Genomic DNA, 23,884 nt, shown 5'->3' with positions numbered 1-23,884 from the left:
GTCCGGCCCGCCGCAGCAGCACCCGCAGCGCGGGGTTGCCGAGCGCGGTCTTGTAGAATTTGGCCAGATGCGGATCGCCGCTGGCCGCAGCAGACAAGACGGGATCGCAGACGTCGTAAAGCGAGGGGCCGTCCTTCCGCGCGGTCAGCGCCCGGCAGGCGGCGCCGGCAAAATAATGAAAGTTCATGAAATACCTGGTCGCGGGGCCTTTGGCGGGGTTTTGGCCGGGGGCCGGCCAGCGCGCTTCCTGCCACGCGCCACCCCCTGCAAGTCGTTGAAAAGGCTATCCGGATTCGCAGGAAATACAAATGTGATGGAAGTCACGGAAAAAGCCGGCACGAAGGCTGCATGATCGAGGCTCGAAAAGGCTGTCGGGGAGGGAAAACCAACAAATCTGCGCAGGAGAATTAACGAATATCGTCAGTGGCTTAGCTCAAATTTTGGGCAATCTATTGCCGGGCACCCTATATGCGGTTAAAGGTTTGTTTGGTGCGGCGCCGCAAATTGCGCGCAATTCGGGGGCACATCCCCGGCCAATCCCTCAAACCTAAAGACGCTATCGCGCTACTCAAACAGTGTGCGCGCGTGTGGCTGGTCTTTGGCACAGGAAACGAACGAGATGAATGTAAAGCAGCTCGACCTTTCCCGACGCACCATCGCGTTGGCCGCCGCCCTGATCGGCACGGTCTCGCTGGTGATCGGCGCCCATGCTGCTCTCAACATGCGCGCGATCGATGCTGCCAAGGCCGTCTCCACCGACCAGATCACCGGCTCGATCGGCCAGACCTCGCGCCTGGCGCTGGTCATCGGCAATGGACATTATCCCGACGCCAGCGCGCCGCTGACGCAGTCGATCAACGACGCCCGCGCGCTGTCCTCGTCGCTGCGCAAGAACGGTTTTGACGTCGACATGGTCGAAGACGCGACCAAGGACGACATGGTCCGCGCCGTGGGCCGCCTGAAGTCCCGGATCAAGCGCGACACCGTCGTCATGCTGTTCTTCGGCGGCTACGGCGTGCAGGCGGGACGCGAGAGCTACATGCTGCCGGTCGATGCCGTGATCTGGAAGGAAAGCGACGTCCGCCGCCAGGGCGTCTCGATCGACGGCGTGATCGACATGATGAAGGAGCAGGGCGCCAAGGCCAAGCTCGTCGTCGTCGATGCCTCCCGCCGTAACCCTTACGAGCGCCGCTTCCGCTCCTATAGCCACGGTCTCGCGCCGATCAGCGCGTCCGACAACGCGCTGATCCTCTCCTCCGCTTCGCCCGGCAAGGTCGTCGACGACGGCAAGGGCGAGCACAGCGTGCTGGTCAGCGAGTTCCTGAACAACCTCAGTGCGAAGGGCAGCGCCGAAAGCGTCTTCAACAAGACCCGCGTCGCCATCTCCCGCGCCAGCGAAGGCGACCAGGTCCCGACCGTCTCCTCATCGCTGCTCGAAGACGTCCATTTCGGCGAAGCCGGCGGCTAGTTTCTATCAAATTTACGATCTCTCGTGCCCCGGACGCGGCGCATCATGCAATGATGCGACGCTGAGCCGGGGCCCAGTTTTTTTGACCGTCGCTGTGTGACGAGATGGGTCCCGGCTCTGCGCAGCAGCGTTACACCCTGCAGCGCGTCCGGGACACGAGGAAGCCTACTTCGCCGCTTCCGCGGCCATCACCGGGCGCACCGGATCGCCTTCGCGCAGGAGCGCGCCGGCGCGGGCGACGACGACATCGCCGTCGTTGAGGCCGTCACGGACCTCGATATTGCCGCCCGACATCAATCCGACCTCGACACGCTTGGTCTCGACGCGGTTGCGGCGGATCACCTGCACCACGGTGCCGGCGGATGAATATTGCACGGCGGTCAGCGGCACCGCGACGTTGCAGCTCTGCCCGGTCTTGATCAGCGCGCGTCCGCTCGCCTTCAGCAGCAGCCGCTTCTGCGAGGAGATGCCGATATAGACCATGCCCTGCTGGATGTTCGGCTCCACGGTCGGACCGATGCGGCGCACCTTGCCGTCGATGTCGCCGGCGCCCGCGATCCGCACGGTCGCCGGCTGATTGACCGCGAGCTTGCGCATGTCGGTGGTTGCCACCAGACCGACGAGATCGTATTCGCTGCGCGCCACGATCGTGAACAAGGCCTCGCCCTTGGCCGAGGCGAAGTTGCCGATCTGCGCGGTCGACGTCGCGATCACGCCCGCCACCGGTGCGGTGACCTGCAGCGTGCCGCCCTCGGGGAGCGCCAGCCGCGCCAGCACCTGGCCGGCGGTGGTGGTGTCGCCGGCTTCGGCCAGCACGTCCGTGACCTTGAGGCCCGGACGTTCGGGCCGCACCGAGGTTTCCTCCCGCGCGATGATCGTGCCGGTGGCCTCGACGATGTCGGAGAAGCAGGATTTTGCGACCTTCAGCACCGTGACCGCCGGCCCCCTGGGCGCGTCGTCATCGGCGGCTGCGGCCGGATCGGGACCGAGGATGAGCATGCCGGCGACGGCTGCGGGGCACAGGCTTCGAACGACGGCACGGGGCAAATGACGCATCGGAAATTCCACGGGGGCTATGCCTCCAATCGATAGCAGATGGCAGGGCTGCGGACTACGGCAGCGTTGTCCCAAAAAGGGTGGCCACGCCGCCGCGGGCCGTCGCAGCAAGTCTTTGATTAGTCGCTGGATTGGGCAACAGGTTCGCTTTTCCCGGGCGGGCGCGCCGCGGTCGGCACTACTCCCAAAGTGCCGCCGATCACGGTCTTCTCATCTGCCGGGGGCGCCTGTAAGGAACTAGAATCAGGATGACGCGGCAGGGCGGCCGCACAGCTCATGGTCGAGGCGGTATGCAACGGTTCGTTTGCGAGCAGAATATCGTTCATTTCGAGCGGCTGCTCAATGAAACGGCCGACCCGACGGTCCAGAACACCGTGCGCGCGCTGCTGGCATCGGCCAAGCGCCAGTTGGCGCTGCTGAACTCGGCGGCATCAGGGGCCGATACGACGCCGTTCGAACAGCGCCGGCGGCAGCACGGCGACACCGACACGATCCGGCAGCAATTCCAGCCCGAATTCGATGCCTCCCCGCATCCCTATATGCTGCTGGACCCGGGGCCGGGCCTCGTGATCGTCGACGTCAACGATGCCTATGCAGCCGCGACTTTGACCAGCCGGGCCGAAATCGTCGGCCGCTCGCTGTTCGAGATGTTCCCTGATAATCCCGACGATCCGCTCGCCGATGGCGTCAGCAATCTCTACAGCAGCTTGAGGATCGTCGGCGAAACCGGGCGGGCCCATGCCATGGCGATCCAGCGTTACGACATCCGCGATCCCGGCGGCACCTTCGTCGAGCGTCATTGGCAGCCGATCAACTCGCCGATCCACGACACGACGGGCCATCTGGTCTATCTGCTGCACCATGTCGAGGACGTCACGGCGCAGGTCACGGCACAGGTCGCGGCGCGGGCCTAAACGGCCCGTCAGCCGCGGCGCTCACCCAGCAGCTTGCCGTTGGCCCGGTCGATCAAATGCAGGCGCGTGCAGGCCGGACAGGACACCGACACATGCGTGCGGTCGGCGGGCTCGTCGCCGAGCCGATGCTGCACGTTCATGCCGGTCTGCGGGCATTTGAAGACGATCTGACGGTCCATGACCGATGATATGACGACAAGGCGCGCCTTCCGAAATTACGGATGATTACGTAGGTCGGCGGCGGCGCCCCTCACGGCAGGTTCAGGAACTCCACCCAGTTCGGCTTCTTGCCGGTGGGGTAGGATTTCAGCCTGGCCAGCGCGCCGCTGCCCTGGTCGATCGCATAGACCGTCATGCTGTCGGAGAGCTCGCCGACCGCGGCGAGGTAGCGCCCCGTGGGATCGATGTGGAAGCCGCGCGGCTGCTTCTCGGTCGGCACGCTGCCGATCGTGGTCAGCTTGCCGCTGGCGGCGTCGACCTTGTAGGCGGTGAGCGTGTTGGTGGTGCGCTCGGAGGCGTAGAGGAAGCGGCCGTCCGGAGTGATGTGGATGTCGGCGGCCCAGGGTTTTCCCGAAAAGCCTTCCGGCAGCGCCGTGGTGCGCTGGATCTCGTCCCAGGCGCCGCTCCTGGCCTCGTAGGTGAATGCGGCGACGTCGCCGTTCAGCTCGTGGATGAGATAGACGAACTTGCCATTGGGGTGGAATACGAAGTGCCGCGGCCCGGATTTCTCCGGCACTTTGTGGGCGGGCGGATCGTTCGGCGTCAGCGTGCCGGTCGTGGCATCGAACGCGAAGCCCAGCACCTGATCGGAGCCGAGATTGGTTGCGAACACGAAGCGGTTGTCGGGCGAGGGCAGGAAGGCGTGCGCGTTCAGCCCGGTCGGGATCACCTGCTTCGGCTCGCCGGCGACGCCGTTGGCGGAAAGCGGATTCAGCGCGACCTTGTTGCCGCCATAGGAGGCGCTGAACAGGAATTTTCCGCTGCGGTCGACGGCGATGTTCGCCATGCTGTCCGCGAGCGGTCCGTTGCCGATAGGACTGAGCTGGCCCGTCTTGGGATCGATCGCAAAGCTGACCGCCTGGAATGGCTGCGAGCGGACACCGGCAATCAGCACGCGGTGGTCGGGCGTGATCGCGAGCGGCGTCGAGGAGCCGGGCTTGTCGACGCCCTTGAAGGCGGCCGTCTGCACGGGCGTCATCTCGCCGCTCTCGGTCATCTTGAACACGCTGATGTCGTTGCTGTCGGCGTTGCCGACATAGGCGAAGGTCTCGGCCATGCCGGCGTGGACTCCAGAAATGAGAGTGAGGGCTGCGAACAGGGTGGTGGCGATCGCAGCGCGTGGCGCTTTGGATGCGATGCGTCGGGTCGATCTCAACATGGGCTCCTCCTGAGGGCCGGTCGCGGCCTTGTCGTTTTGCCGGCGAGGATAGCGGGCGGCGCGCCGCCGCACCAAATTCCAGTTGGGATCGATCGATGCCGAAATTGTATCGGTCGCCGGAGAGCGGCTACCGCATCGCCGCGGTCCGGGAGGGCAGATGCGGGCTGGACGGATGAGCGGGTGGTCCGAGCACAGTCCAGACGGCGACCGCCACCAGAGCGGACGTCAGGATGGTCCAGGCGATGAGTCGTTTCCGCATCTGGTCGAATCCGTCGCTGTCATGAAGCCGCGGGCACCGGAATCGTGCACTGCAAACCGCGGCAATCCTATGAACTCGTTCACAGGCGAAAACGGCCGGCGCAAGGCGAACCAATGCCGCGCGAGCGCATTGAACCGGCATGCCCCGTGAAAACGATCTCGAAGGTAAGCCCGACATGGGCGGCAAGCATGGCGGTCAGGCCGGTCAGCCCAAGTCGCCGCCGCGCCCGCACCAAGGCGAACATGATGAGGACGTCGTGGCAAAGCGCCACACCGGCCAAACCGATCAGGCGTCGCCGCCGACCAAATCAAAATAGTGTCTTGCCGCGCGGTCCTGCCGCGCCTCGTGTTGGGAACCGCGGCATCGCTCTGCCGTTACCCGTTCCCGCAGGCTGAGAGATTGAAAACGGAGGCTGGCTCGTGTTTTGGATTTATTGGAACACCGCCTGGTCGCTGATCATCAGCGGCATCATGGTTGCCACCATCGTCAGCCACCCCGATTCCGAGTTTGTCGAAGTGCAGGCCGCCAGACGGTCGGTGTGAACATCCTGTCCTTGTGGAGTTCGTCGCGGCTCAAATCATGCTGCCCGGCATGAAGCAGCGGATGATGCGAACCAGCCCTTGAGCGGCGAGTTCGCGTATCGGCCGTCGTCGCGAGCCTGCGCGGCGAGGCCCCCTGCTCCCAGGATGTCGGTAGGTGACCCCGAAGCAGACGTTCTGAGCTGCTGGCGATCACAGCCGGGCTTCTGCCGCCGAGAACAGTCGTTCGCTCCGCGGTCCTGCAATCTCATACCGCCGACATCGGGTCGACGCGTCCGGAGGGAATGGTTTCGTCTGGTTCTACAGGCAGCGTGAACTGAAAGATGGCGCCCCTAGGTTCATTTGCGCCGGCCCACATCCGTCCGCCGTGCGCCTCGATGATCGAATGGCAGATGGCCAGACCCATGCCCATCCCCTTGGATTTTGTGGTGAAGAAGGGGTCGAAGAGGCGGTCCATCGTCCTCGGGTCCAGTCCCGGACCAGTATCCCGCACGCTGACGAATACGCCGTTCGAGGCAGTTCTGCCGGTGCTGATCAGCAGCTCCCGCACCCCATCGCCCGTTCCGCCCATCGCCTCGACTGCATTGATGATCAGGTTGAGGATCACCTGTTGAACCTGGACCCGATCCGCTTGAATCGGTGGAAAGTCCTCCGCAAGTCGCGTCCGCACCAGGACGCCATTCTTGGCCGCTTCGAGACGGGTCAGGGCGATGACCTCAAGTACCACCGCGTTGATCTCCAACGCTACCCTCTGTTGAGGCGCCTTCTTCACCAGGGCCCGGATCCGCCCGATTACATCGCCGGCTCGCAGACCGTCGTTGACGATACAATCGAACATCTGCCGGACCTGCTCCAGATTCGGCGGCTGGGCAGCCAGCCAGGACAATCCGGCCTCGGCGTTGGTGACCATCGCGGTGATCGGCTGGCTGACTTCATGGGCGATCGAGGCCGCGAGCTGCCCCATCATGGTGACGCGATTGGCGTGCGCGAGCTCCGCCTGCGCAGAGCGCAAGGCCTCTTCGGCCCGCTTGCGTTCGGTGATGTGCCGCCCGACGCCGCGGTAGCCGACGAAGCGGCCCGTCTTATCGAACACCGGCAGCCCCGAGACGGACACATAGCGCTTGCTGCCGTCGCGGGCCGGCCTAGCGAGCTCAAAATCACGGAACGACAGATGGGCATCGAGCGTTTCCCGGTGCTTGCGCCAGGCCTCTGCGTCAGGCTCCAGGTAAGGCACTTCCCAGCGCGTCTTACCGATCTCCGAGTCCGCCGCCGGCGCGTCGACAAGGCTCTCCGCGAACTCCTGGCGGGTAAAGCGATGCTGCGCGTCGGTCTCCCAGTACACGTCGAAGGAGAATTGCACGAGGGTGCGAAAGCGCTCCTCACTCTGGCGCAACGCCTCTTCCGCCCGCTTGCGCTCGGTCAAATCAAGGATGAAGCCAACGCCTTGATTTGTACCCTCTTCGAACATCGCCCCGCCGATTAGAACGGACACACGGCTTCCGTCTTTACGCAAATACTCCTTCTCGAATGGCGCGAGGGTCCCGATCAGCTCCAGCTCCGCAATGTTACGTGCGTCGAGGTCGCGCCATTCCGGCGGCGTCAGCATCGTACGGTGCAGGCGTCTCGCGGCGAGATCCTCGCGGTCGTAACCCACGATACGCAGAAACGCGTCATTGGCCTCAAGTATGCAACCTTCGAGGTTCCAGATCATGACCCCTATGATGTTGGAGTCGACGAGGCGTCGAATCTTCCTGTCGCGCTCCAGGAGATCGCTGTGGAGTTGCACGTTCTCCTCGGTCGCCTTTCTCCGCCGCTTCGCCTCGATCCGCGCGAGCGCCATCGCGGTCCCCACCAGGACGGCGCCGATGACGCCGGCTGCGAGGCCAAGCCGCGTCCTGCGTCGTTCGAGGTCCCCGGCGCGCTTCTCCCAACCTACGAGCTGAAAACGCTCAACGTCCTGCAACAGGTCGATTTGCAATCGGATATCGTCCATGCCGCGGATCATTGCCTGGGCCGCCTGCCCGGATACGCGGGCCGCCGTTTTGACGAGGTCGTCGATCTCACGCAGCTTTTCTGAAATGATCAGAGCCAGATGTCCGGCGCGAAAACTCTGTAACGGATCGTTTGCGACCAGAGTCTGGAGCGCCTCAGTCTCCCGTCGTACGCTTTCGTCCGAGACGCCGTAAGCCTTGAGATAAGCCGGGTCGAGGGTGAGCAGATACCCGCTCCTTTCAGTCTCCAGGTCGACGATGATCGTCCGAAGCCGATCAAGGGTGTCAATGACCTGGCCGCTGTGCTCGAGCGAGAGATTGATCGCCTCGCCGTCACGCCAGCTTTGGAGACCGAGCAATCCGGTCACCGCGGACAACGTCAGAAGCGCTGCAATCACAGGGATCAGCGGTCGTGCAAACCATCGCGAAAAGTGGCTCCGAGCAAAAGCTGGCATCGGCTTCGTGTCTTCGGTGACCGCCCGGCGGTCGCGTGATAGAATGGCGGGCAGCGCATGCACGCAACGATAGCACATGCGCGTTGGCGCGGGACTCGGGAACCCAACATTCCCGGCCGCGCATCCCGGCTTCGCAATGGCGCGAACTGACGGATATGGCTCAGCTTCGCATCCTGTGAATGCCATAGCTGGGGGAGCACCATCATGGATGGAAACTCATCAAGCGGTCGCGCGCCCGTCAGCCGGCGCAGCTTCGTCAAGGGATTGGGCGCTGCGGGAGCAGTCTTGCCGGCCTTCACCATGTTACCGCGCACGAGCTTGGCCGTGGATGACCAGGCCTATGCCAGCGCCGCAATCGACTGGAAGCAGTTTGCGGGGCAGGCGATCACGCTCGCAGGTGCGATCCATCCCTGGTCCAGTGCGATCACGCCGCTGTTGCCGGATTTCACCAAGCTCACCGGCATCAACGTCGTGACCGACTTTGCACCGGAAACCACATACCTGAGCGCGATACCGATCAGGCTCGCACGCGGCAGCAGTACACCTGACGTTTGCATGTTCGCCACGTACGGCCAGGGCATCTCCGGAGGGTGGCTCGAGCCGCTGAACGCTTATTATTCCAAGAAGTCGCTGACCGATCTTGTTTGGTATGACGAGCGCGATCTTCTCAAGACCGCCCGGACTTTCTCGCTGTGGCCGGACGGCGAGAGATACGGCTTCACGATCACGTCCGAGGCGATGACCCTGTTCCTCAACAGCGAAATGTTGGCAGCCAAGGACTTGCCGGCTCCCCAGACTTTCGACGAACTGCTCGCGACCGCCAGGGCAGTCAAGACCGATGCGATATCGGGAATCGCGATGCGAGCCCAGGCGGGCGGCAATTCCACCCCAGCGGCCATGGCTTTCGTGTTCTCTTACGGTGGCGCCATGATCAAGGACAACAGGGCCGCTTTCGCGAGCCCTGAGGCGATCGCGGCCGTCGACATGTACGGACGGCTGCTCCGCGAGGCCGGGCCTATCGGGGTCGGCAGCTATGAATGGTACCAGGTGCTGGACGATTTCCTGCAGGGCAGGACAGCAATGGCGATCGATAGCAGCAACTTTGCGACCGACATCTCCAATCCAGCGAAGAGCCATGTCGCCAAGCAGGCGGGGTTTGCAGCCTTTCCGCATCTCCCCGGCCGCGAACCCGTCCCCTTCATGTCGCACTGGCAGGCGTGCATCAATTCCAAATCAAAGAACAAGCAGGCCGCTTTCCTGTTCCTGCTATGGGCAACGAGCAAGCCGACCTCGTTGCGGACCGCAGCTGCGGGACTGGCAACGACACGGCTGTCGGCCTGGTCGAGCGAGGCTTTCAATAACGCATTCGGCCGGCAAGCAGCCGAGGCAGCACTGAGCAACTTGCAAAAGGCCGATGTCGATCGCGCCAAGGCAATCCTTTTCCACCCGCAATCGAGACCCATCCAGGATGTCTTCATGATTGGCGTTAATGAAGTCGTGTCCGGAGTCAGATCGGCAAAGGATGCAATGATCGCCGCGGCTGAAAAGGCCAATGCCGCGATCCGTGGATAAGGGAGCCGTCCCGAAGCAGTACGCGCGTCATGGCTCGCGCGAGTAGGGCGGATCAACGTCGGCTGGCCGATGGACGGCGGACCTCATCGCCGGCTGTGGCTGACAGCCGAGTGTGACCCATTGCAGAGTCGACGGGATTGATGTGGTAGAAGTCTTTCTCAGTCCAAGTTTGTCCGGCGGGTTAGGCCGCACTTGTGAGATGCATAAACTCCGCAGCGTTTTCCTTTCAGCGTCGCGCCGCTAAGCCGCAACCGCCTGCGACGCCAGCAGCTGCTTCAGCTTCGCAGCCGGCACGGCCGGGCTGAACAGCCAGCCCTGCATCTGGCTGCATCCCAGCCGGCGCAGCACCTCGCGCTGGGCTTCGGTCTCGACGCCTTCGGCGGTCGTCGCCATGTGGCGGGCCGCGGCCATGTGCACCACGGCCTGCACGATCGGGGAGGAATCTTCGGACTGACCGATGTCGTTGATGAAGCTGCGGTCGATCTTGATCTTGTCGAACGGGAAGCGGTGCAGATAGCTCAGCGAGGAATAGCCTGTACCGAAATCGTCCAGCGCGATGCGCACGCCGAGCTCGCGCAGCTGCTGCAGGATCGTCAGCGCCTCCTCGTCGTCGCGGATCAGCACGGTCTCGGTGATCTCGAGCTCGAGCCGGCCCGGTGCAAGTCCGGACTCCGCGAGCGCGGCAGCGACCTTCAACGCCAGCGTCCGCGAGCGGAACTGCACCGGTGAGACGTTGACGGCGATGTGAATCTGGCCGGGCCAGGAGGCGGCCTCACGGCAGGCCTGCTTCAGTACCCATTCGCCGATCTCGCCGATCAGTCCGGTATCTTCCGCCACGGGAATGAAATCCGCCGGCGAGACCATGCCGCGCTCGGGATGGCGCCAGCGCAGCAGCGCTTCGCAGCCGGTCACGACATTGGCCGCGAGATCGACCAGCGGCTGGTAGTGCACCTCGAACTCGCCGCGGGCGAGGGCCTGGCGCAGATCGAGCTCGAGCTGACGGCGCAGCCGCGCCTTGGCGTCGTATTCGGGCGCGAAGATGCGGAAGGTGCGGCGTCCCTCTGACTTCGCCGCATACATGGCGAGATCGGCGCGCTTGAGCAAATCGTCGAGATTGTCGCCATGGTCGGGCGCGATCGCGATGCCGATGCTGGCATCGGTCGGGACCTCCTGGCCCTTGCAGTCCACCGGCGTGCGCAGCGTCGTCAGGATCTGCTCGGCGAGCGCCGTCAGCTCGGCCGGATCGCTCGTGCCGGCCTTGACGATGGCAAACTCGTCGCCGCCGAGCCGCGCGACGAGGTCGTTGCCGCTGACGCAGGCGCGCAGGCGCATCGCCACCTGCCGCAGCAATTCGTCGCCGACCTCGTGTCCCAGCGAATCGTTGACGCCCTTGAACTCGTCGACGTCGATATAGAGGATGGCGAACGGCTTGCCTTGGGTAAGCTCCGCCACGCGCCGCTCCAGATGGCCGCGCAGCAGCACGCGGTTGGGCAGGTCGGTCAGCGCGTCGTAATGCGCCATATGGGCGATGCGCTCGTCGGCGCGGATGCGCGCGGTGACATCGTCGTGGGTCGCGAGCCAGCCGCCGGCAGCGCCGGGCTGGTTCTTGATCTCGATCAGGCGGCCGTCCGCGGTCTCCACGATGGCGCTCTGGGTGCGCCCGACATGGCTCAGAATGTCGTCGCAATAGGCCCCGACGTCGCCATGGAACGAGCCGGTGTCATGGCGGTGCCGGATCACGTCGCGGAAAGTGGTGCCGGGCTTCACCACGTCGGCGGACAGGCCGTACATCTCGATGTAGCGCCGGTTGCAGACGATCAGCCGCTCGTCCTGGTCGAACATCAGGAGCCCTTGCGTCATCGTGTTCATCGCGGTGTCGAGCCGCTGCTTTTCGAGCGAGAGCCGGTTCGTCACCTGGCGGAAGATCAGGAACAGCGTCAGCACCAGCAGGCCGATCGACAGCACGGCGACGGTGACGAAGAATTTCGTCTGCGTGCGCCAGGTCGCAAGCGTCGCATCCAGCGACTTGGTCGCGACCACGACCAGCGGCTCGCCGGCGAGCAGGCGCGAGGCGACGATGCGGTCCTTGCCGTCGATCGGGCTGGCGAGCTGCGTGGTGACAAAGGTGCGGTCGAACACCGCCACCTGCTCCGGCGTGCCCTTGCGAAAGTTCTGCCCGATCATCGCATCGACACGCGGAACGCGCGCCAGCAATTGGCCGTTCTGGTGGTGCATCGCGATCGAGGATTCCTCGCCGAGCCCGGTCGAGGCGAAGAAGGATTCGAACTGCTCGGGCGCGATCGCGCGCGAGACCAGCCCGAGGAATTCGCCATGCGGGCCGGACACGCGCCGCGCGAACACGATCGCCGGTCCGCTGCCGAGCCGGCCGTTCACCACCTCCACGTCTTCCTGCGCAGTCGGATCGTTCTTGAGGCGGTTGAAGTAGCCGCGGTCCGCGACCGAGACGTCGGGGACCGGCCAGCGCCGCGACGAGTTGATCAGCATGCCCCTGGAATCGAACAGATTGGCGCCGGCGACGTCGGTCCAGCCGCTGGCTTTCGCACGCAGCACCTCGTGCATGGCCAGCGTGCCCATCTCGCTGCGGAAGATGTCGGCGGATTCGATGCCGCGGCTCTCGAGCTCGGTGATGATGCTCTTCTGCAGCACCGCGAAATCCTCGAACTCGCGGTCGAAATGCCGGGCCAGCAGGCGCACGGAATTTTCAAGGCTGTCGCGGCCGCTCTCGATTGCATTCTGCCGGAAGCGGTCGACGGTGAGCGCGGTGCCGATTGCGGTCGCGGCCATCAGCACGAAGCCGCCGACGATCAGCCATGTCAGTGGCGCTCCCCGCCAGCGACGGAGCAGCGCGCGCATGCGCGCGGTCCATCGGATCGATGTGCCCATCCAGCCCTCCCGTGGGATGCAAGGTGCAGCAAAACCGACAAGACCCCGTTACCAGCGAGGGTTAGGAAACTATGAATCGGAACGAAATCAGAGGGTTGGTTCCAGCGATCGCGGCGATTGCGGTGTACTCACCGCCTGATCTCCCACTCAAGCGCTTCCGCATTGCCCTTGGCGAACATCGCGGGGACATCGAACTTGCCGGTCTTGAGGTCATAGCGGCATTTCCAGTCGGCGAGCCCCTTCACGGCGACGTTCTTCGGATGCTTGTCCATTTCGCCCGACAGCGAGATCAGCAGGTAGCGGTTGTTGGGCCAGTCGACGCCGAGCCAGCGATACCCATCCTCCGTGCCTTTCATGAGATTGGCCGAGATGTGGTAGTCGAGCTTCATCTTCTTGGTGTCGGGACGGCTGTGGAAATAGGCCCAGGCGAGATCGCTGAGTGATTGCTTCGTTGCGCTTACGAACTTCCCATTCTCGACATGGTAGAGAAAGAGGTCCTGCGAGCCCGAGCCAGTCTTCTGCATGCGCACCAGCCATTGCGAGTCGCTGGTGAAGCGGAAGCCGGCGCCATAGCCCTGCTCGGGCTTCAGCTCCGTCATCTGATCCCCGCGCCGCGCCCAGACCTGCCATTTGACGCCGAAAAGGTCTTCACTGTCCTTCATGTACTGCTCGAGCTTGGTGGCGCCGTCGGGCGAGGTGAAGGCCAGCTCGGCATTGTCGGTGAGGACAAACCCCGGCGGCGGGCCGGAGGCTGAAAGCGCGGGGGAAGCGGCAAGCGTCAGGGCAAGCGCCACCCCAAGGGTGAGATTTGGGGCGGAACGGCAAAATGCGGTCACGGGAAAATTCCTCAAAAAATGCCGCGATGCGGCCTCGCGTGATTTGACGCCGGCGGGGTGGCGCCGGTTCATCCCTGAGTGCCGGGACGGAGGTCTCATCCCATCGACCGTCTTGCTGCCGCAGCCAATTCGGCGCACCCTGCCGCCCTCGGCTGATTTGCCACCCAAGGTTCTTTTCCGATGATGACCGCATCCAAGGCCTTCATTGCTCTTTGCCTGCTCGCACTGGTCGGCACGGTGCTGGTGATCGGCCCGACCGAGCTGCGCCGCCTGCTGCCGGACGGGACCAAGACCGCCGTCGCCGCCAAGCCCGAGTCCAAGGTCGAACCAAAGGTCGAGGCCAAGGTCGACCTCAAGCCCGAGCCGAAACTGGAACAGCCCAAACCGGACCAGCCAAAGCTTGCCGCCATCGCGCCGCCTGCGCCCGCGGCGTTGCCGTCGCCGGCCCCCGAGCCGAAGGTGGCCGCGCTGGGCGAGATTCAGAAGCAGGTCACGGCGCTGCCCGATCTTGCACCGGTCAAGCCGCCGCTGGCGGTCGCCGACACCGGCCCCCGTTTCGACGTCGCCCGCGTCGACGATCACGGCGAGGCGGCGGTGATTGCGGGCCAGGCCACGCCGGGTGCCAAGGTCGAGCTGCTACGCGACGGCAAGCCGCTGGATACGGTGGTCGCGGACGCTTCGGGTCAGTTCGTCATGACCCCGCCGCAGCTTCCCGCCGGCTCCTATGAATTGACGCTCCGCGCCAGGGCGCCGGATGGCACGGTCACGCAGTCCAGCCGGACCATGCCGGTGACCATCGCCGAGGCGGCGCCGCCGCCCGCGCGTCCGGCACCGGTCGCCAGGCAAGACGTGAAGCAGGCCGAGAAGCCGGACGACAAATCGGATGTCGTCGCCGCCCTGCAGTCGGGCTCGCCGCATCTGGCCGCGGCATCCGACAGGCTCGCGGCCCGGCCGAAGCTGGTCGGCGCGCCGAAACCTCGCGTCATGGCGCGGGGGCCGGCGGCGACGACCGTTGCATCGGCCTCGCCGGCGGATGGCCTCAGCGCCGCGCCGGCGGAGACCGGCAGCCGGGTGATTTCCCGCGGCGACAGCCTGTGGGCGCTCAGTCGGCTGGCTTATGGCGACGGCGCCCGCTACGCCGTGATCTTCAAGGCCAACCGCGACAAGATCCACAATCCCAATCTGATCTATCCCGGCCAGACGTTTGTGATGCCGCAAAAGGCGGAGTGAGGGCGCGGTCTTTCTCCTCCTTCTCCCGCGGGCGGAATGAAGTCAGCCGCCGCCCGCGACGCTTTGCCCTGTGTCCCCCGGGGAACAATTGGTTCCCCGGCGCGTCATCTCGATGCGCCGCAGTGCGCGCGCGGGCAGCTGGGAGGAGGCCGAATTGGTCAGGTCAGCGGTCGTGTCAGGACGCATGGGACTGGCGCTGGCAGGCGCGACCATCATGATGGCGGCAGTGCTGCTGCCCGGTAAGGCTGAAGCGCAGTTCGGATTGCGCGGCGGTCCGCTTGGCGTCGCACGCTTCGCCGTTGGCCATGTGATCGGCATGTCGCGCTTGCGCCATTCCCGCATGGCGGTGCGGGGCGGCCGATACCGCTCCGCCGCGTTGAGGTCGCAAGATCCACGTCAAGATCCGCGCGGCGCCGAGCGCAGCCAGAATTCCAATCCTTACGTCCTGCGTGCGGCACTCACGGCGCAAGCAGCCTTGTCGGGCTGGCAGGGCGGTCGCCGACCGCAGGGTTGGTGGCGCCATCCCGACGGCAGCTACGGCTGGGTCGGCCCGGTGTTCTGGCCGTTCGCGCATGACGACCTCACCAATGCCGTGGTCTTCGGCGATGCGACCAGCCTGTCGCTTTACGGCTATGGCGACATCTATGCCGCGCTCTTCGCGCCCTATGCGGCGACCGAACTCGCGGCCTACACCGCACCGCAAGGCCGGCGCGGGCGACGGGTCCCGACTGCGGAGACCCTGTGCGAGGCCAGCGACACCGGCGGTCTGCCGGTCGACCGCATCGCCAGCGCCCTGCAGCCGAACGAATTGCAGCGCGTGGCGCTCGACGAGCTCGCATCCGCCTGGACCAATGCGCGCGACACCATCCGCGCCGCCTGCCCGGCGCAGGCGCCCGCCAGCGCGTTGGAACGGCTGGGGCTGATGCAGGCGCGCATCGAGGCCATGATCAAGGCAGCCGACGCCATCGAGGCGCCGCTGGCGAAGTTCACAGGTCTGCTCGATGACGGCCAGAAGGCCAAGCTCGAGGCTCTCTCCAAGGACCGTCGTGCCGCGCTCGCGTCCATGCAGCGCAAGGATACGAGCAAGGATGCGCAGGCCTCGAGCGCCTGCGACCCGAACAGCGATCCCCGCTATGACGAAAAGCTGCAGCGTCAGTATGAGCAGCTCGTGCAGCAGCAATGGCCGGCAGATGATGTCGCCTCGACGCTCCGTCTCGACGACACCGCCCGCGCCCGCTTCGAGGTGCTCCAGGACACCACGCTGCGCACCATGGAAACGCTCAGTGCCTGCCCGTCGCAGACGCCCGAGACACCGCAGGCCCGCCTCACCGCCGTGAAAGCGCGGCTGCAAACGATGTTGCAAGCGGTGAACGGCGTCACCGATGCGCTCGACGATTTCGAGGCGGATCTGACCGACGAGCAGAAGGCCGGCTTCGAGGCGATCGGGCCGAAGCGGGGGGCGTGAGGCCGACGGCGAGACGCCTCCCCGTGAAATCGGTTAGCTAATCTCCCGCCTGACCTTCGCGGCCGCATCGCACATGGCCTTCAGCTTCCCGAATGCGGTCGCGCGCGGCATGTATTTCATGCCGCAATCGGGCGCGGGGATCAGACGGTCGGGCGACACGTATTTGAGCCCGTTGCGGATGCGATCGACGACAGTATCGACGCTCTCGATCGCGGGGTCCGCGAGGTCGAGCACGCCGAGCATGATCTTCTTCGACGACAAATCCTTGAGCACGCCGAGGTCGAGCTTCGGCTGCGCCGCCTCGATCGAGATCTGGTCGGCGATGGTGTCGTCGAGCTCGGCCAGGTAGGAATAGCCGGCCGGCTTGTTCGAACCCGGCACGACGGCCGCATAGCCGAAGCAGAGATGCACCACGGTCGGCACTGTGATGCCCTGCAGCGCGCGGTTGATCGCCTTGACGGCATAGCGCTTGGCGAGCTCCGGATTGTTGCGCACCCAGGGCTCGTCGAGCTGGATCACGTCGGCGCCGGCCTCTTGCAGATCGAGCGCCTCGGCATTGACGGCTTCGGCGAGAGCCATCGCCAGCTCTTCCTCGTCCTTGTAGAACTCGTTCTTGGCCTGCTGGCTCATCGTGAACGGGCCGGGAAGGGTGATCTTCGCCGCACGCTCGGTGTTCTCACGCAGGAACTGCATGTCATGCAGCTCGACCGGGCCTTTGCGCCTGATGGGACCGACGACGCGCGGCACCGGCGTCTTCGTGTTGCCGGTGCGCGCCACGATCATCGCGGGATTGTCGCCGTCGATGCCATCGAGCGCGGTGGCAAAACGGTTGGAATAGCTCTCGCGGCGAATCTCGCCGTCGGTCACGATGTCGATGCCGGCGCGTTCCATGTCGCGGATCGCGACGATGGTGGCATCGTCCTGGGCTTCCTCCAGATGCTCCGCCGGCAGCCGCCACATGTCGTGCAGGCGGGTGCGCGGCACCACCTTCGACAGCATGGCGCGGTTCACCAGCCATTCCGGCTGCGGATAGGAGCCGACCACGGTGGTCGGCAGGATGTGCGTTGGCATGGGCATGGGGTTCTCCTTCTTATTGTTGTCGAGCGCTGTTGTGAGCGCGTCTGGTCAGGCCGCGCGCGTTGCCGCGACTGAACCCTCGTCCTTGACGGGATTACTGAGGATGCCGATGCCGGAGATCTCGATCTCGACGACGTCACCGCCCTTCATCCACAGCGGCGGCGTGCGATAGGCGCCGACGCCGCCGGTCGTGCCTGTCACGATCACGTCGCCGGGCACGAGCTCAGTGAAGGTCGAGCAATAGGCGATCAGGGCCGGCACGTCGAAGACGAGATCGGAGATCGGCGCCTTCTGCACCTCGACGCCGTTGAGCCGGGTGATCAGTGTCTGCGCGGTGACATCGGTCAGCTCGTCGGTCGTGACCATCCACGGCCCGAAGCCGCCGGTCCCGGCAAAATTCTTGCCCGGCGCGAATTGCGAGGTGTGGCGCTGCCAGTCGCGGACGCTGCCGTCATTGTAGCAGGCATAGCCGGCGACATGGCTGAGCGCAGCTTCACGCGCGATGCGGCGGCCGGCCTTGCCGATGATGACGGCCATTTCGCCCTCATAGTCGAACCGCTCGGATTCCAGCGGCCGGATCATCGGCTGGCCGTGGCCGACCTGGCTGTTGGCGAAGCGGGTGAAGATCATCGGATGCGCCGGCGTCGGGTGGCCGCTCTCGGCGAGATGCGTGGCGTAGTTGACGCCGATGCAGAAGATCTTGTCGGGATCGGGGACCGTCGGCAGCAGCGCGACGTCCTGCAATGCGTAGTCGGGCTTCTCGGCGATGAGCTTCTTCAACTCGTCGAGCGAGCCCTTTGCAAGCAGCGCCTTCAGCGTCGGATAGGCCTTCAGGCGCTTGCCGGCATCGATGACACCCTTGTCGGTGACGATGCCATAGCTCGCACTGCCGGCGATGGTGAAGCTTGCGACTTTCATGGGTCAAACACTCTCTTCGATGGAGGAAACATAGTCGTTGATCGGAAGCGCGATCTCGCCGCCCCGGATCGGAACGCAGGCCGGCGGGAAGTCCTGGCGGAAGCGGGCGCCGGCCGCACCGGCGCGGTCGAGAAAGCGTTCCAGATGCGCCATCGCGCCGGTCGGAAGATCGTGCAGCACCATCAGCGTCCAGGGCTGCCGGCTGCATTGGTCGAGCGCGCGCTCGGTCCAGCCGTCGGGGTCGTCCCAGTCGCGCGGAATCGAATTCCAGAGCACGCAGCTGTGCTTCTTGCGGGTGAGGTAGTCGACGACGGATGGCTTGAGCAGCCGCGTGTCCAGATTGCCGCCGCCACCGAACGGCCGGAACCAGCGCTGCGGATGGGCGAGATCGCCAATCGCGTCCTGCGTGCGGCCGATCTCGTTCTCCGCGGTGTCGCGCCCGGATTGCTCGCCAAGCGGGATGCTGTGCGTGAAGGTGTGGTTGCCGATCCAGTGCCCCTCGCGGTGCGCGCGCTCCGCAAGGCCGCGCCGCTCGGGGTCGGCGAGCTTCTCGCCGATGACGAAGAAGGTGGTCTTGATCCCGCGCGTCCCGAGAATGTCGAGCACGCGCGGCGTCACCTCGGGATCGGGGCCGTTGTCGAATGTCAGGGTCAGATCGTACACGCAGCTACCTCAGGTCGCCGGCTGCATCGCGCCTGTCGCGATGTCGTCGTTGGCCTGGCCGGCGCGGGTGCCGGTCTGCCAGATCGCCGCCTTGCGCTCGATCCACCGGATTACGGCGTTGAAGCCGATCGCCAGGAACAGCACCAGCAGCACGCCCGCGAACACGTGCGGGCTGTCGAGGATGGTGCGGTAGCGCGAGATCAAATAGCCGATGCCGGCCGAGGAGATCAGCATCTCCGAGACGACGACGCCGACGATCACCAGCGCGCCGCCGACACGCAGGCCGGACAGGACGGTCGGGATCGCCGCGGGGATGATGACGCGGACCAGCCGCTGGCTCAGCGTCGCGCCCATGCTGCGGGCCGCGAGCAGGAGCTGCGGATCGATGGTCTGGATGCCGGCAGCGGTCGCGAGCATCGTCGGCAGAAAGCCGTAGATCGAGGCGAACGCGATCTTGGATTCCGAGCCGATGCCGAGCCACACGGTGAAAACGGGATAGAGGATCACCAGCGGCACCGCATAGAGGCTCGACACCATCGGCATGATCAACACGCGCGGGCGCGGCAGGCTGCCGACGACGGCGCCGAGCAGGATGCCGCCGCCGCAGGCGAACGCCATGGAGACCACGACCTCGTAGAGCGTGACGGCCAGCGCATGACCATATTCGCCGGCGTCGGTCCATCCGGCCATCAAGGTGGACGATAGCGAGGGCAGGAACAGCTCGGCAATGAGCCCGGTGCGCGGCAGCAGCTCCCACAAGGCGATCAGGCCGATCACGATCAGATATCGCAACGTCCTCGCGCTTATTCTGGCACTGATCCTGGCGCTCATCGTCGCCTCACGCCGATTTGCGGATATGCCGCCAGATGCGGTCGCGCAGGCTCCCGAACGCATCGCCGCTCAGCATCTCGTAGGTGCGAGGCCGCGGCAGCTGGACCTGAAGATGGTCGACGATGCGGCCGGGCCGCGCCGACATCACGATCACCTCATCGGCGAGATAGACGGCTTCGGTGAGGCTGTGGGTGACGAAGACGACCGTCTTGCCGGTCGCCGCCCAGATGCGCAGCAGCTCGTCGCCCATGGTCATGCGCGTCTGCTCGTCGAGCGCTGCGAACGGCTCGTCCATCAGCAGCACGGGCGGATCCTGCACCAGCCCGCGCGCGATCGAGACGCGCTGCTTCATGCCGCCCGAGAGCTCGTGCGGATGGCGCCTGCCGAAACCTTCGAGCCCGACCAGCTTGAGCGCATCCTGCGCCTTGGCGCGGCGCTCGGCCTTGGGCACGCCGCGCAGCGCCAGCGGAAACTCGACATTGTCCTCGGCCGTCAGCCAGGGAAACAGGCTCGCTTCCTGGAACACCACGCCGACCCTGTCGGGGTCGGGCTGCAGGATCGGCGCGCCGCTGATGGTGATCGTGCCCGCGGTCTGCTGGCGCAGGCCCGCCATCATCATCAGGAGGGTGGACTTGCCGCAGCCACTGGGTCCGACCAGCACCACGAAGCGGCCGGGCTTGACCTCGAGGGAGACGTCCTCCAGCGCGACGACGTCCTGCGACCGGGTCTTGAACACCTGGCCGACATTCTTCACCTCGATCGCGCCGGCGCGCGGGGCGGGCTTCAATTGGGTCACGTTCGCCAATGGCTGCATCGCGTTTCCACCCATCTGACAAGTTCGTTGAAGGTCATGGCGATCGCGGCGACCATCACGACGCCGGCGAGGAGCTGCTTCATCTGGAAATTCTCGCCCCAGGTCGCGATCTGGTGGCCGATGCCGTCGCGCGAGGCGTACATCTCGGCGAGGATCACGCCGGTGAGGTTGAAGATCATGGAGATCCGCAAGGCCTCCAGCAGCACCGGCAGCATGCTCGGCAGATAGACCCGGAACGCGGTCTGCATCCGCGTGGCGCCATAGGAGCGTGCCACCGTCAGATGCTCGACCTTGACCGACTCCACCGCGGTGGTGGTCGACATGATCACGATGAAGATCGTGGAGAAGAAGCCGAAGCCGACCTTCTGGGCAAAGCCGACGCCGAACACCAGGATGAACATCGGCAGGAAGATCGATTTCGGGATGCTGAAGGCGAAGAACAGCAGCGGCTTGGCGACATCGGCGAAGTAGCGGTTCTCCGCGACCAGGAAGCCGATCAGCGCGCCGAACGGCACGGCCAGCGCGAACGCCGTCAGCACCTCGGTCGCGGTGACCATCAAATCCTTCTGCACCGCGGCGCGCTGCAGCAGTTCGCCGAGCGTCACGAACGTGTCGGAGGCCGACGGCAGCAGCCGCGGATTGACGATGCCGGTGCGCGACAGCATTTCCCACAGCGCCAGGACCGCGACGATGATCGCGATCCGCGCGAGGTTGATGGCGAGCGTGCCCTGCATCGTTACGGCTTGGTCGGGACGGGCTTGAACTTGGTCGAGATCACGTCCTCGGCGGGCACGATGTCCTTGAGCCCGCCGAGCTTGGCGAGATCGAGCGACAGCTGCACGGCGGCGCTGACGTTGGCCGCGCCCATGTCGCCGCTGGTCTCCAGCTTCATGATGGTGTTGTCGTATTCGAGGCCGGCGATCTCCGGCTGCATTTCGTAGAGCTCGGCGATCAGCTTGACGGTGACATCGCGATTGGCCCGCATGAACGCGACCGCGCCGTAGAGGGCATTCACCGCCTTCTGCACCATCTGGGGTTTTGCATCTGCAAACTTGTCGAGCACGATCCAGCCTGCGGTGAGGTTGGGCGGAACCGCGGTCGCGTAATCGAGGATGGACTTGGCTTCACCGGATTTCGAGATCTGGAAGCTCAGCGGCGAATAGACCACGGCGGCCTCGACATTGCCGGCGAGCAGGTTCGGCACCAGGCCGCCGCCGCCGACGGGCACGCGCGTGAAGTCGATCTTCTTGTCCTGAATGGTCCACAGCGCGAGCAGGTCCGACCCCGAGCCGGCCGCGGTGATCGCCACCTTCTTGCCGTTGAGGTCCTTGACGTCGAGCGTGGATTTGGTCGGCACCATCAGTTGCCAGCCGAAATTGCCCATCGCGGCGTTGGCGACGATGCGCGACATCACGCCCTTCTTGCGCCCGGCGGAGACCAGCGACGGCGGATCGAGGATGATGTCGGCCGCGCCTGCGGCCATGCCCTCGAAGGTCTCGGCACCGCTGCGGTAGATGGTCAGCTCGGCCTGGATGCCTTCCTTCTCGAACAGCTTTTGCCGCACCGCCGTCTCGGCGATCGTCGTCGGCCAATATGTCTTGGTGGGCAGGCCGACGCGGATGGTGTCGGCGGCGCTCGCGGGGCCGGCCAGGATGGCGGCGGCAACGAGCGATAGGAGCGCATGACGGCGATTGATCTTCATTGTTTCCTCCCGGTCTGTCTTTTCTTGTTTGTGTGCCGGATTCTTCCGGATCGTCAGGTCGTGCGGCTCACCTCCGCAATGCGCGAGGCAGCGAGCTCGACGAATTCCTTGGTGATACCGAAATGCTTCGACAGAGCGCGAACCGCCGCATCGGCGTCGCGCTTCATCACGGCCGCGACGATCGCCTCGTGCTCAGCCTCGACGTCGCGCGGCTTGACGCCGGGCTCGCGACGGATCGACAGACGCCGATATCGCTCGCTTTGCTCGTGCAACACGTCGCGGAAGCCGAGCAGCCATGGCGAGCCGCAGGCGTTGACCAGCGCACGGTGGAAAATGCGGTGACGGATCACCCATTCCTCGTAATGCACGGTGGGATCATCGGGGTAGTGATAGGGGACGGCTTTCAGAGCCGCCCAGGTCGACTTCACCGATTCGAGCCAGGACTCATCGCCCCGCTCGATCGACCGGCGCAGCGCAAGCCCCTCGATGTCGATCCGGGTCTGCGTCACGTCGGCAAGATCGGCGAGCGACACCGGGCTGACGCGGAAGCCGCGCTGGTCCGAGGCCTGCACCAGGCCGTCGGCGACAAGGCGCGACAGTGCCTCGCGGACGGCGGCAAGGCTCACCGAAAACTGCTTGGCGAGGCCGGCGATGTGCAGCTTCTGGGCCGGCAGCAGCCGCGCCGCCAGGATATCGGCGCGCAACCGCTCATGCAGCGCCGACGTCAGGCTGCGCGGACCATCCCCGGGGTTTCCGGACATATCGAACTGAAGCGGACCCATCGGGCGATGATTGCAAGGCGGCATCCGGGGGTCAATAGAAAATCGAAAATCGATTTTTCGAGCAGGCGAGCTGGGGCTGGCGTTGGAAGCTCCGGAATCTCCATCGGTGGGGCCTGTCCCGCCGACGCCGCCGAAGCCGCTTCGATCAGCCGCACGCCCAGTCGAATTTCATGTCCCTGAAGTCGAGCTGCGCGTTGCCGGTGCCGAAATTGTAGCCGCCGAGATATTCCTCGAACTCGATATAGAACGGACTCATCTCCGGCACCGCCTGGCACGGCCGCATGGTGCCGCCGAGATGGTTGTGGGCGTGGTCCTTGGCCCAGTCGTGCAGGCGGTAATTGTCGGCGGTCGGGACGCCGCCCTCAAAGTAATAATAGGACTGATAGCCGGTCGGCGGGTTGCGCGGGATGTGCGGGTCCTGCGGGGCCTTGCCGGCGTTGGGATCATCGGCGCGCGGCGTCAACGCGATCGCGAGGTTCTCGGCCAGTTCGGCACGCGGAGGGCCGGCGAACATCTTCTGCGCAAAGGGCGGGGCCGTCTCAAAGAAGGCACTGGCGCCGCCGACATCGAGCCAGCGCGGCCGGTCGGCCGTCGCCAGCGCAAGCGGCGCGGGCGGTGTCGCGAACGGGCCTTCGTATTCGCTTCTGGTCAGCAACAGCGCGGCATATTCGTAGTCGAGGATGTCGGTCATGCGCGACAGGCGCGGATGCGATGGCTGCGCCATCACTGCCGCGCGGATCTCGGGGACATCGGTCGCGCCGCCGTCAGTGTGATCAGCCGGAGTGGCGAAGAACGACACCGCGACGATGTCCTCGCCATGCACGCGATAGTCTTCCGGCAGCAGCAGCGTGAAGCCGTGCATCAGCGGATAGCCCGTGACCGGATCGAGCGGCCATTGCTCGCTGCTGATGCCCGGCGGCAGGCCATAGACCCAACCCTGGTCGCGCGCGCGATCGGCGGGACGGTCCAGCATCTGCAGATCATAAGCACGCGAAGGCAAGGCAAACGCCACTGGTCGTCTCCATCGTTT

The 23,884-nt window shown here is 65.2% G+C and carries 23 protein-coding genes and 1 pseudogene; 6 read left to right on the top strand and 18 right to left on the bottom strand.

Going from position 1 to position 23,884, the window contains the following annotated elements; translation table 11 throughout:
• Positions 1-187, bottom strand: a pseudogene (locus XI04_RS09265) (hypothetical protein); the annotation flags it as partial.
• 432 nt (positions 188-619) lie between these two features.
• Here XI04_RS09265 and XI04_RS09260 point away from each other — a divergent pair.
• The gene (locus tag XI04_RS09260) at positions 620-1,468 is read left to right on the top strand and encodes a caspase family protein (protein ID WP_028143869.1); all 849 of its coding nucleotides are present in this window, start codon (positions 620-622) and stop codon (positions 1,466-1,468) included.
• Between the two features lie 165 nt (positions 1,469-1,633).
• Here the strand turns inward: XI04_RS09260 and XI04_RS09255 are convergent, their stop codons facing one another.
• Positions 1,634-2,524, bottom strand: coding sequence for an efflux RND transporter periplasmic adaptor subunit (locus XI04_RS09255; protein WP_028143870.1), 891 nt, complete (start codon positions 2,522-2,524; stop codon positions 1,634-1,636).
• Between the two features lie 290 nt (positions 2,525-2,814).
• Between XI04_RS09255 and XI04_RS09250 the strand changes: the two genes are divergently transcribed.
• Entirely contained in the window at positions 2,815-3,438 is a 624-nt protein-coding gene (locus tag XI04_RS09250) for a PAS domain-containing protein (RefSeq protein WP_028143871.1), read from the top strand.
• A gap of 8 nt (positions 3,439-3,446) precedes the next feature.
• On the opposite strand, the gene XI04_RS09245 is transcribed toward XI04_RS09250, so the two are convergent.
• The 4 genes from XI04_RS09245 to XI04_RS09230 all read right to left on the bottom strand — a co-directional run bounded on the left by XI04_RS09245 (position 3,447) and on the right by XI04_RS09230 (position 5,319).
• On the bottom strand, positions 3,447-3,617 hold the full coding sequence (locus XI04_RS09245) for a hypothetical protein (RefSeq protein WP_018321596.1): 171 nt from the start codon (positions 3,615-3,617) through the stop codon (positions 3,447-3,449).
• Between the two features lie 71 nt (positions 3,618-3,688).
• The gene (locus XI04_RS09240) at positions 3,689-4,816 is read right to left on the bottom strand and encodes a lactonase family protein (RefSeq protein WP_028143872.1); all 1,128 of its coding nucleotides are present in this window, start codon (positions 4,814-4,816) and stop codon (positions 3,689-3,691) included.
• Positions 4,817-4,943: 127 nt separating this feature from the next.
• Positions 4,944-5,075 (bottom strand): hypothetical protein, encoded by a 132-nt coding sequence (locus tag XI04_RS09235; protein WP_256379454.1) that lies wholly within the window; start codon positions 5,073-5,075, stop codon positions 4,944-4,946.
• A 79-nt stretch (positions 5,076-5,154) separates the two neighbouring features.
• The gene (locus tag XI04_RS09230) at positions 5,155-5,319 is read right to left on the bottom strand and encodes a hypothetical protein (RefSeq protein WP_162131006.1); all 165 of its coding nucleotides are present in this window, start codon (positions 5,317-5,319) and stop codon (positions 5,155-5,157) included.
• Positions 5,320-5,494: 175 nt separating this feature from the next.
• Between XI04_RS09230 and XI04_RS09225 the strand changes: the two genes are divergently transcribed.
• On the top strand, positions 5,495-5,617 hold the full coding sequence (locus tag XI04_RS09225; protein WP_256379453.1) for a hypothetical protein: 123 nt from the start codon (positions 5,495-5,497) through the stop codon (positions 5,615-5,617).
• Between the two features lie 244 nt (positions 5,618-5,861).
• Here the strand turns inward: XI04_RS09225 and XI04_RS09220 are convergent, their stop codons facing one another.
• Complete coding sequence (locus tag XI04_RS09220; protein ID WP_081494380.1) at positions 5,862-8,060, bottom strand: PAS domain S-box protein; 2,199 nt, start codon at positions 8,058-8,060, stop codon at positions 5,862-5,864.
• A 204-nt stretch (positions 8,061-8,264) separates the two neighbouring features.
• Here XI04_RS09220 and XI04_RS09215 point away from each other — a divergent pair, with 204 nt between their 5' ends.
• A complete protein-coding gene (locus XI04_RS09215; protein WP_028143873.1) occupies positions 8,265-9,632 on the top strand; it encodes an ABC transporter substrate-binding protein in 1,368 nt (455 codons plus the stop codon).
• Positions 9,633-9,872: 240 nt separating this feature from the next.
• Here XI04_RS09215 and XI04_RS09210 read toward each other — a convergent pair whose 3' ends face one another.
• Together XI04_RS09210 and XI04_RS09205 are read right to left on the bottom strand one after the other, a co-directional pair.
• A complete protein-coding gene (locus XI04_RS09210; RefSeq protein WP_038950760.1) occupies positions 9,873-12,536 on the bottom strand; it encodes a bifunctional diguanylate cyclase/phosphodiesterase in 2,664 nt (887 codons plus the stop codon).
• Between the two features lie 128 nt (positions 12,537-12,664).
• On the bottom strand, positions 12,665-13,372 hold the full coding sequence (locus tag XI04_RS09205; protein ID WP_028143875.1) for a hypothetical protein: 708 nt from the start codon (positions 13,370-13,372) through the stop codon (positions 12,665-12,667).
• A 180-nt stretch (positions 13,373-13,552) separates the two neighbouring features.
• Between XI04_RS09205 and XI04_RS09200 the strand changes: the two genes are divergently transcribed.
• Entirely contained in the window at positions 13,553-14,602 is a 1,050-nt protein-coding gene (locus XI04_RS09200) for a LysM peptidoglycan-binding domain-containing protein (RefSeq protein ID WP_271610322.1), read from the top strand.
• 184 nt (positions 14,603-14,786) lie between these two features.
• Positions 14,787-16,067 (top strand): Spy/CpxP family protein refolding chaperone, encoded by a 1,281-nt coding sequence (locus XI04_RS09195; RefSeq protein WP_245570156.1) that lies wholly within the window; start codon positions 14,787-14,789, stop codon positions 16,065-16,067.
• Positions 16,068-16,100: 33 nt separating this feature from the next.
• On the opposite strand, the gene XI04_RS09190 is transcribed toward XI04_RS09195, so the two are convergent.
• The 9 genes from XI04_RS09190 to XI04_RS09150 all read right to left on the bottom strand — a co-directional run bounded on the left by XI04_RS09190 (position 16,101) and on the right by XI04_RS09150 (position 23,827).
• Complete coding sequence (locus XI04_RS09190) at positions 16,101-17,144, bottom strand: uroporphyrinogen decarboxylase family protein (protein ID WP_271610323.1); 1,044 nt, start codon at positions 17,142-17,144, stop codon at positions 16,101-16,103.
• Positions 17,145-17,192: 48 nt separating this feature from the next.
• A complete protein-coding gene (locus tag XI04_RS09185; protein WP_038950754.1) occupies positions 17,193-18,062 on the bottom strand; it encodes a fumarylacetoacetate hydrolase family protein in 870 nt (289 codons plus the stop codon).
• Positions 18,063-18,065: 3 nt separating this feature from the next.
• Positions 18,066-18,725 (bottom strand): polysaccharide deacetylase family protein, encoded by a 660-nt coding sequence (locus XI04_RS09180; RefSeq protein ID WP_271610324.1) that lies wholly within the window; start codon positions 18,723-18,725, stop codon positions 18,066-18,068.
• A gap of 9 nt (positions 18,726-18,734) precedes the next feature.
• Positions 18,735-19,556 carry an ABC transporter permease gene (locus XI04_RS09175; RefSeq protein ID WP_028143881.1) on the bottom strand — a complete coding sequence of 274 codons (822 nt, stop codon included), beginning with the start codon at positions 19,554-19,556 and terminating at the stop codon, positions 18,735-18,737.
• Between the two features lie 7 nt (positions 19,557-19,563).
• A complete protein-coding gene (locus tag XI04_RS09170; protein ID WP_049801915.1) occupies positions 19,564-20,370 on the bottom strand; it encodes an ABC transporter ATP-binding protein in 807 nt (268 codons plus the stop codon).
• Positions 20,349-21,104: an ABC transporter permease gene (locus XI04_RS09165; RefSeq protein ID WP_028143883.1), complete on the bottom strand. Its 756-nt coding sequence runs from the start codon at positions 21,102-21,104 to the stop codon at positions 20,349-20,351. Before XI04_RS09165 ends, XI04_RS09170 begins: the two co-directional genes overlap by 22 nt.
• Positions 21,105-21,106: 2 nt before the next feature.
• The gene (locus tag XI04_RS09160) at positions 21,107-22,072 is read right to left on the bottom strand and encodes an ABC transporter substrate-binding protein (protein WP_271610325.1); all 966 of its coding nucleotides are present in this window, start codon (positions 22,070-22,072) and stop codon (positions 21,107-21,109) included.
• Positions 22,073-22,125: 53 nt separating this feature from the next.
• Positions 22,126-22,833, bottom strand: coding sequence for a GntR family transcriptional regulator (locus tag XI04_RS09155; RefSeq protein WP_271610326.1), 708 nt, complete (start codon positions 22,831-22,833; stop codon positions 22,126-22,128).
• Positions 22,834-22,999: 166 nt separating this feature from the next.
• Positions 23,000-23,827 carry a hypothetical protein gene (locus XI04_RS09150; protein WP_271610327.1) on the bottom strand — a complete coding sequence of 276 codons (828 nt, stop codon included), beginning with the start codon at positions 23,825-23,827 and terminating at the stop codon, positions 23,000-23,002.
• Between the last annotated feature and the right edge of the window lie 57 nt (positions 23,828-23,884).

Source organism: Bradyrhizobium sp. CCBAU 11430 (assembly GCF_028128855.1).
Classification (GTDB): Bacteria; Pseudomonadota; Alphaproteobacteria; order Rhizobiales; family Xanthobacteraceae; genus Bradyrhizobium; species Bradyrhizobium ottawaense.
This window is presented reverse-complemented; position numbering and strand designations above follow the sequence as displayed.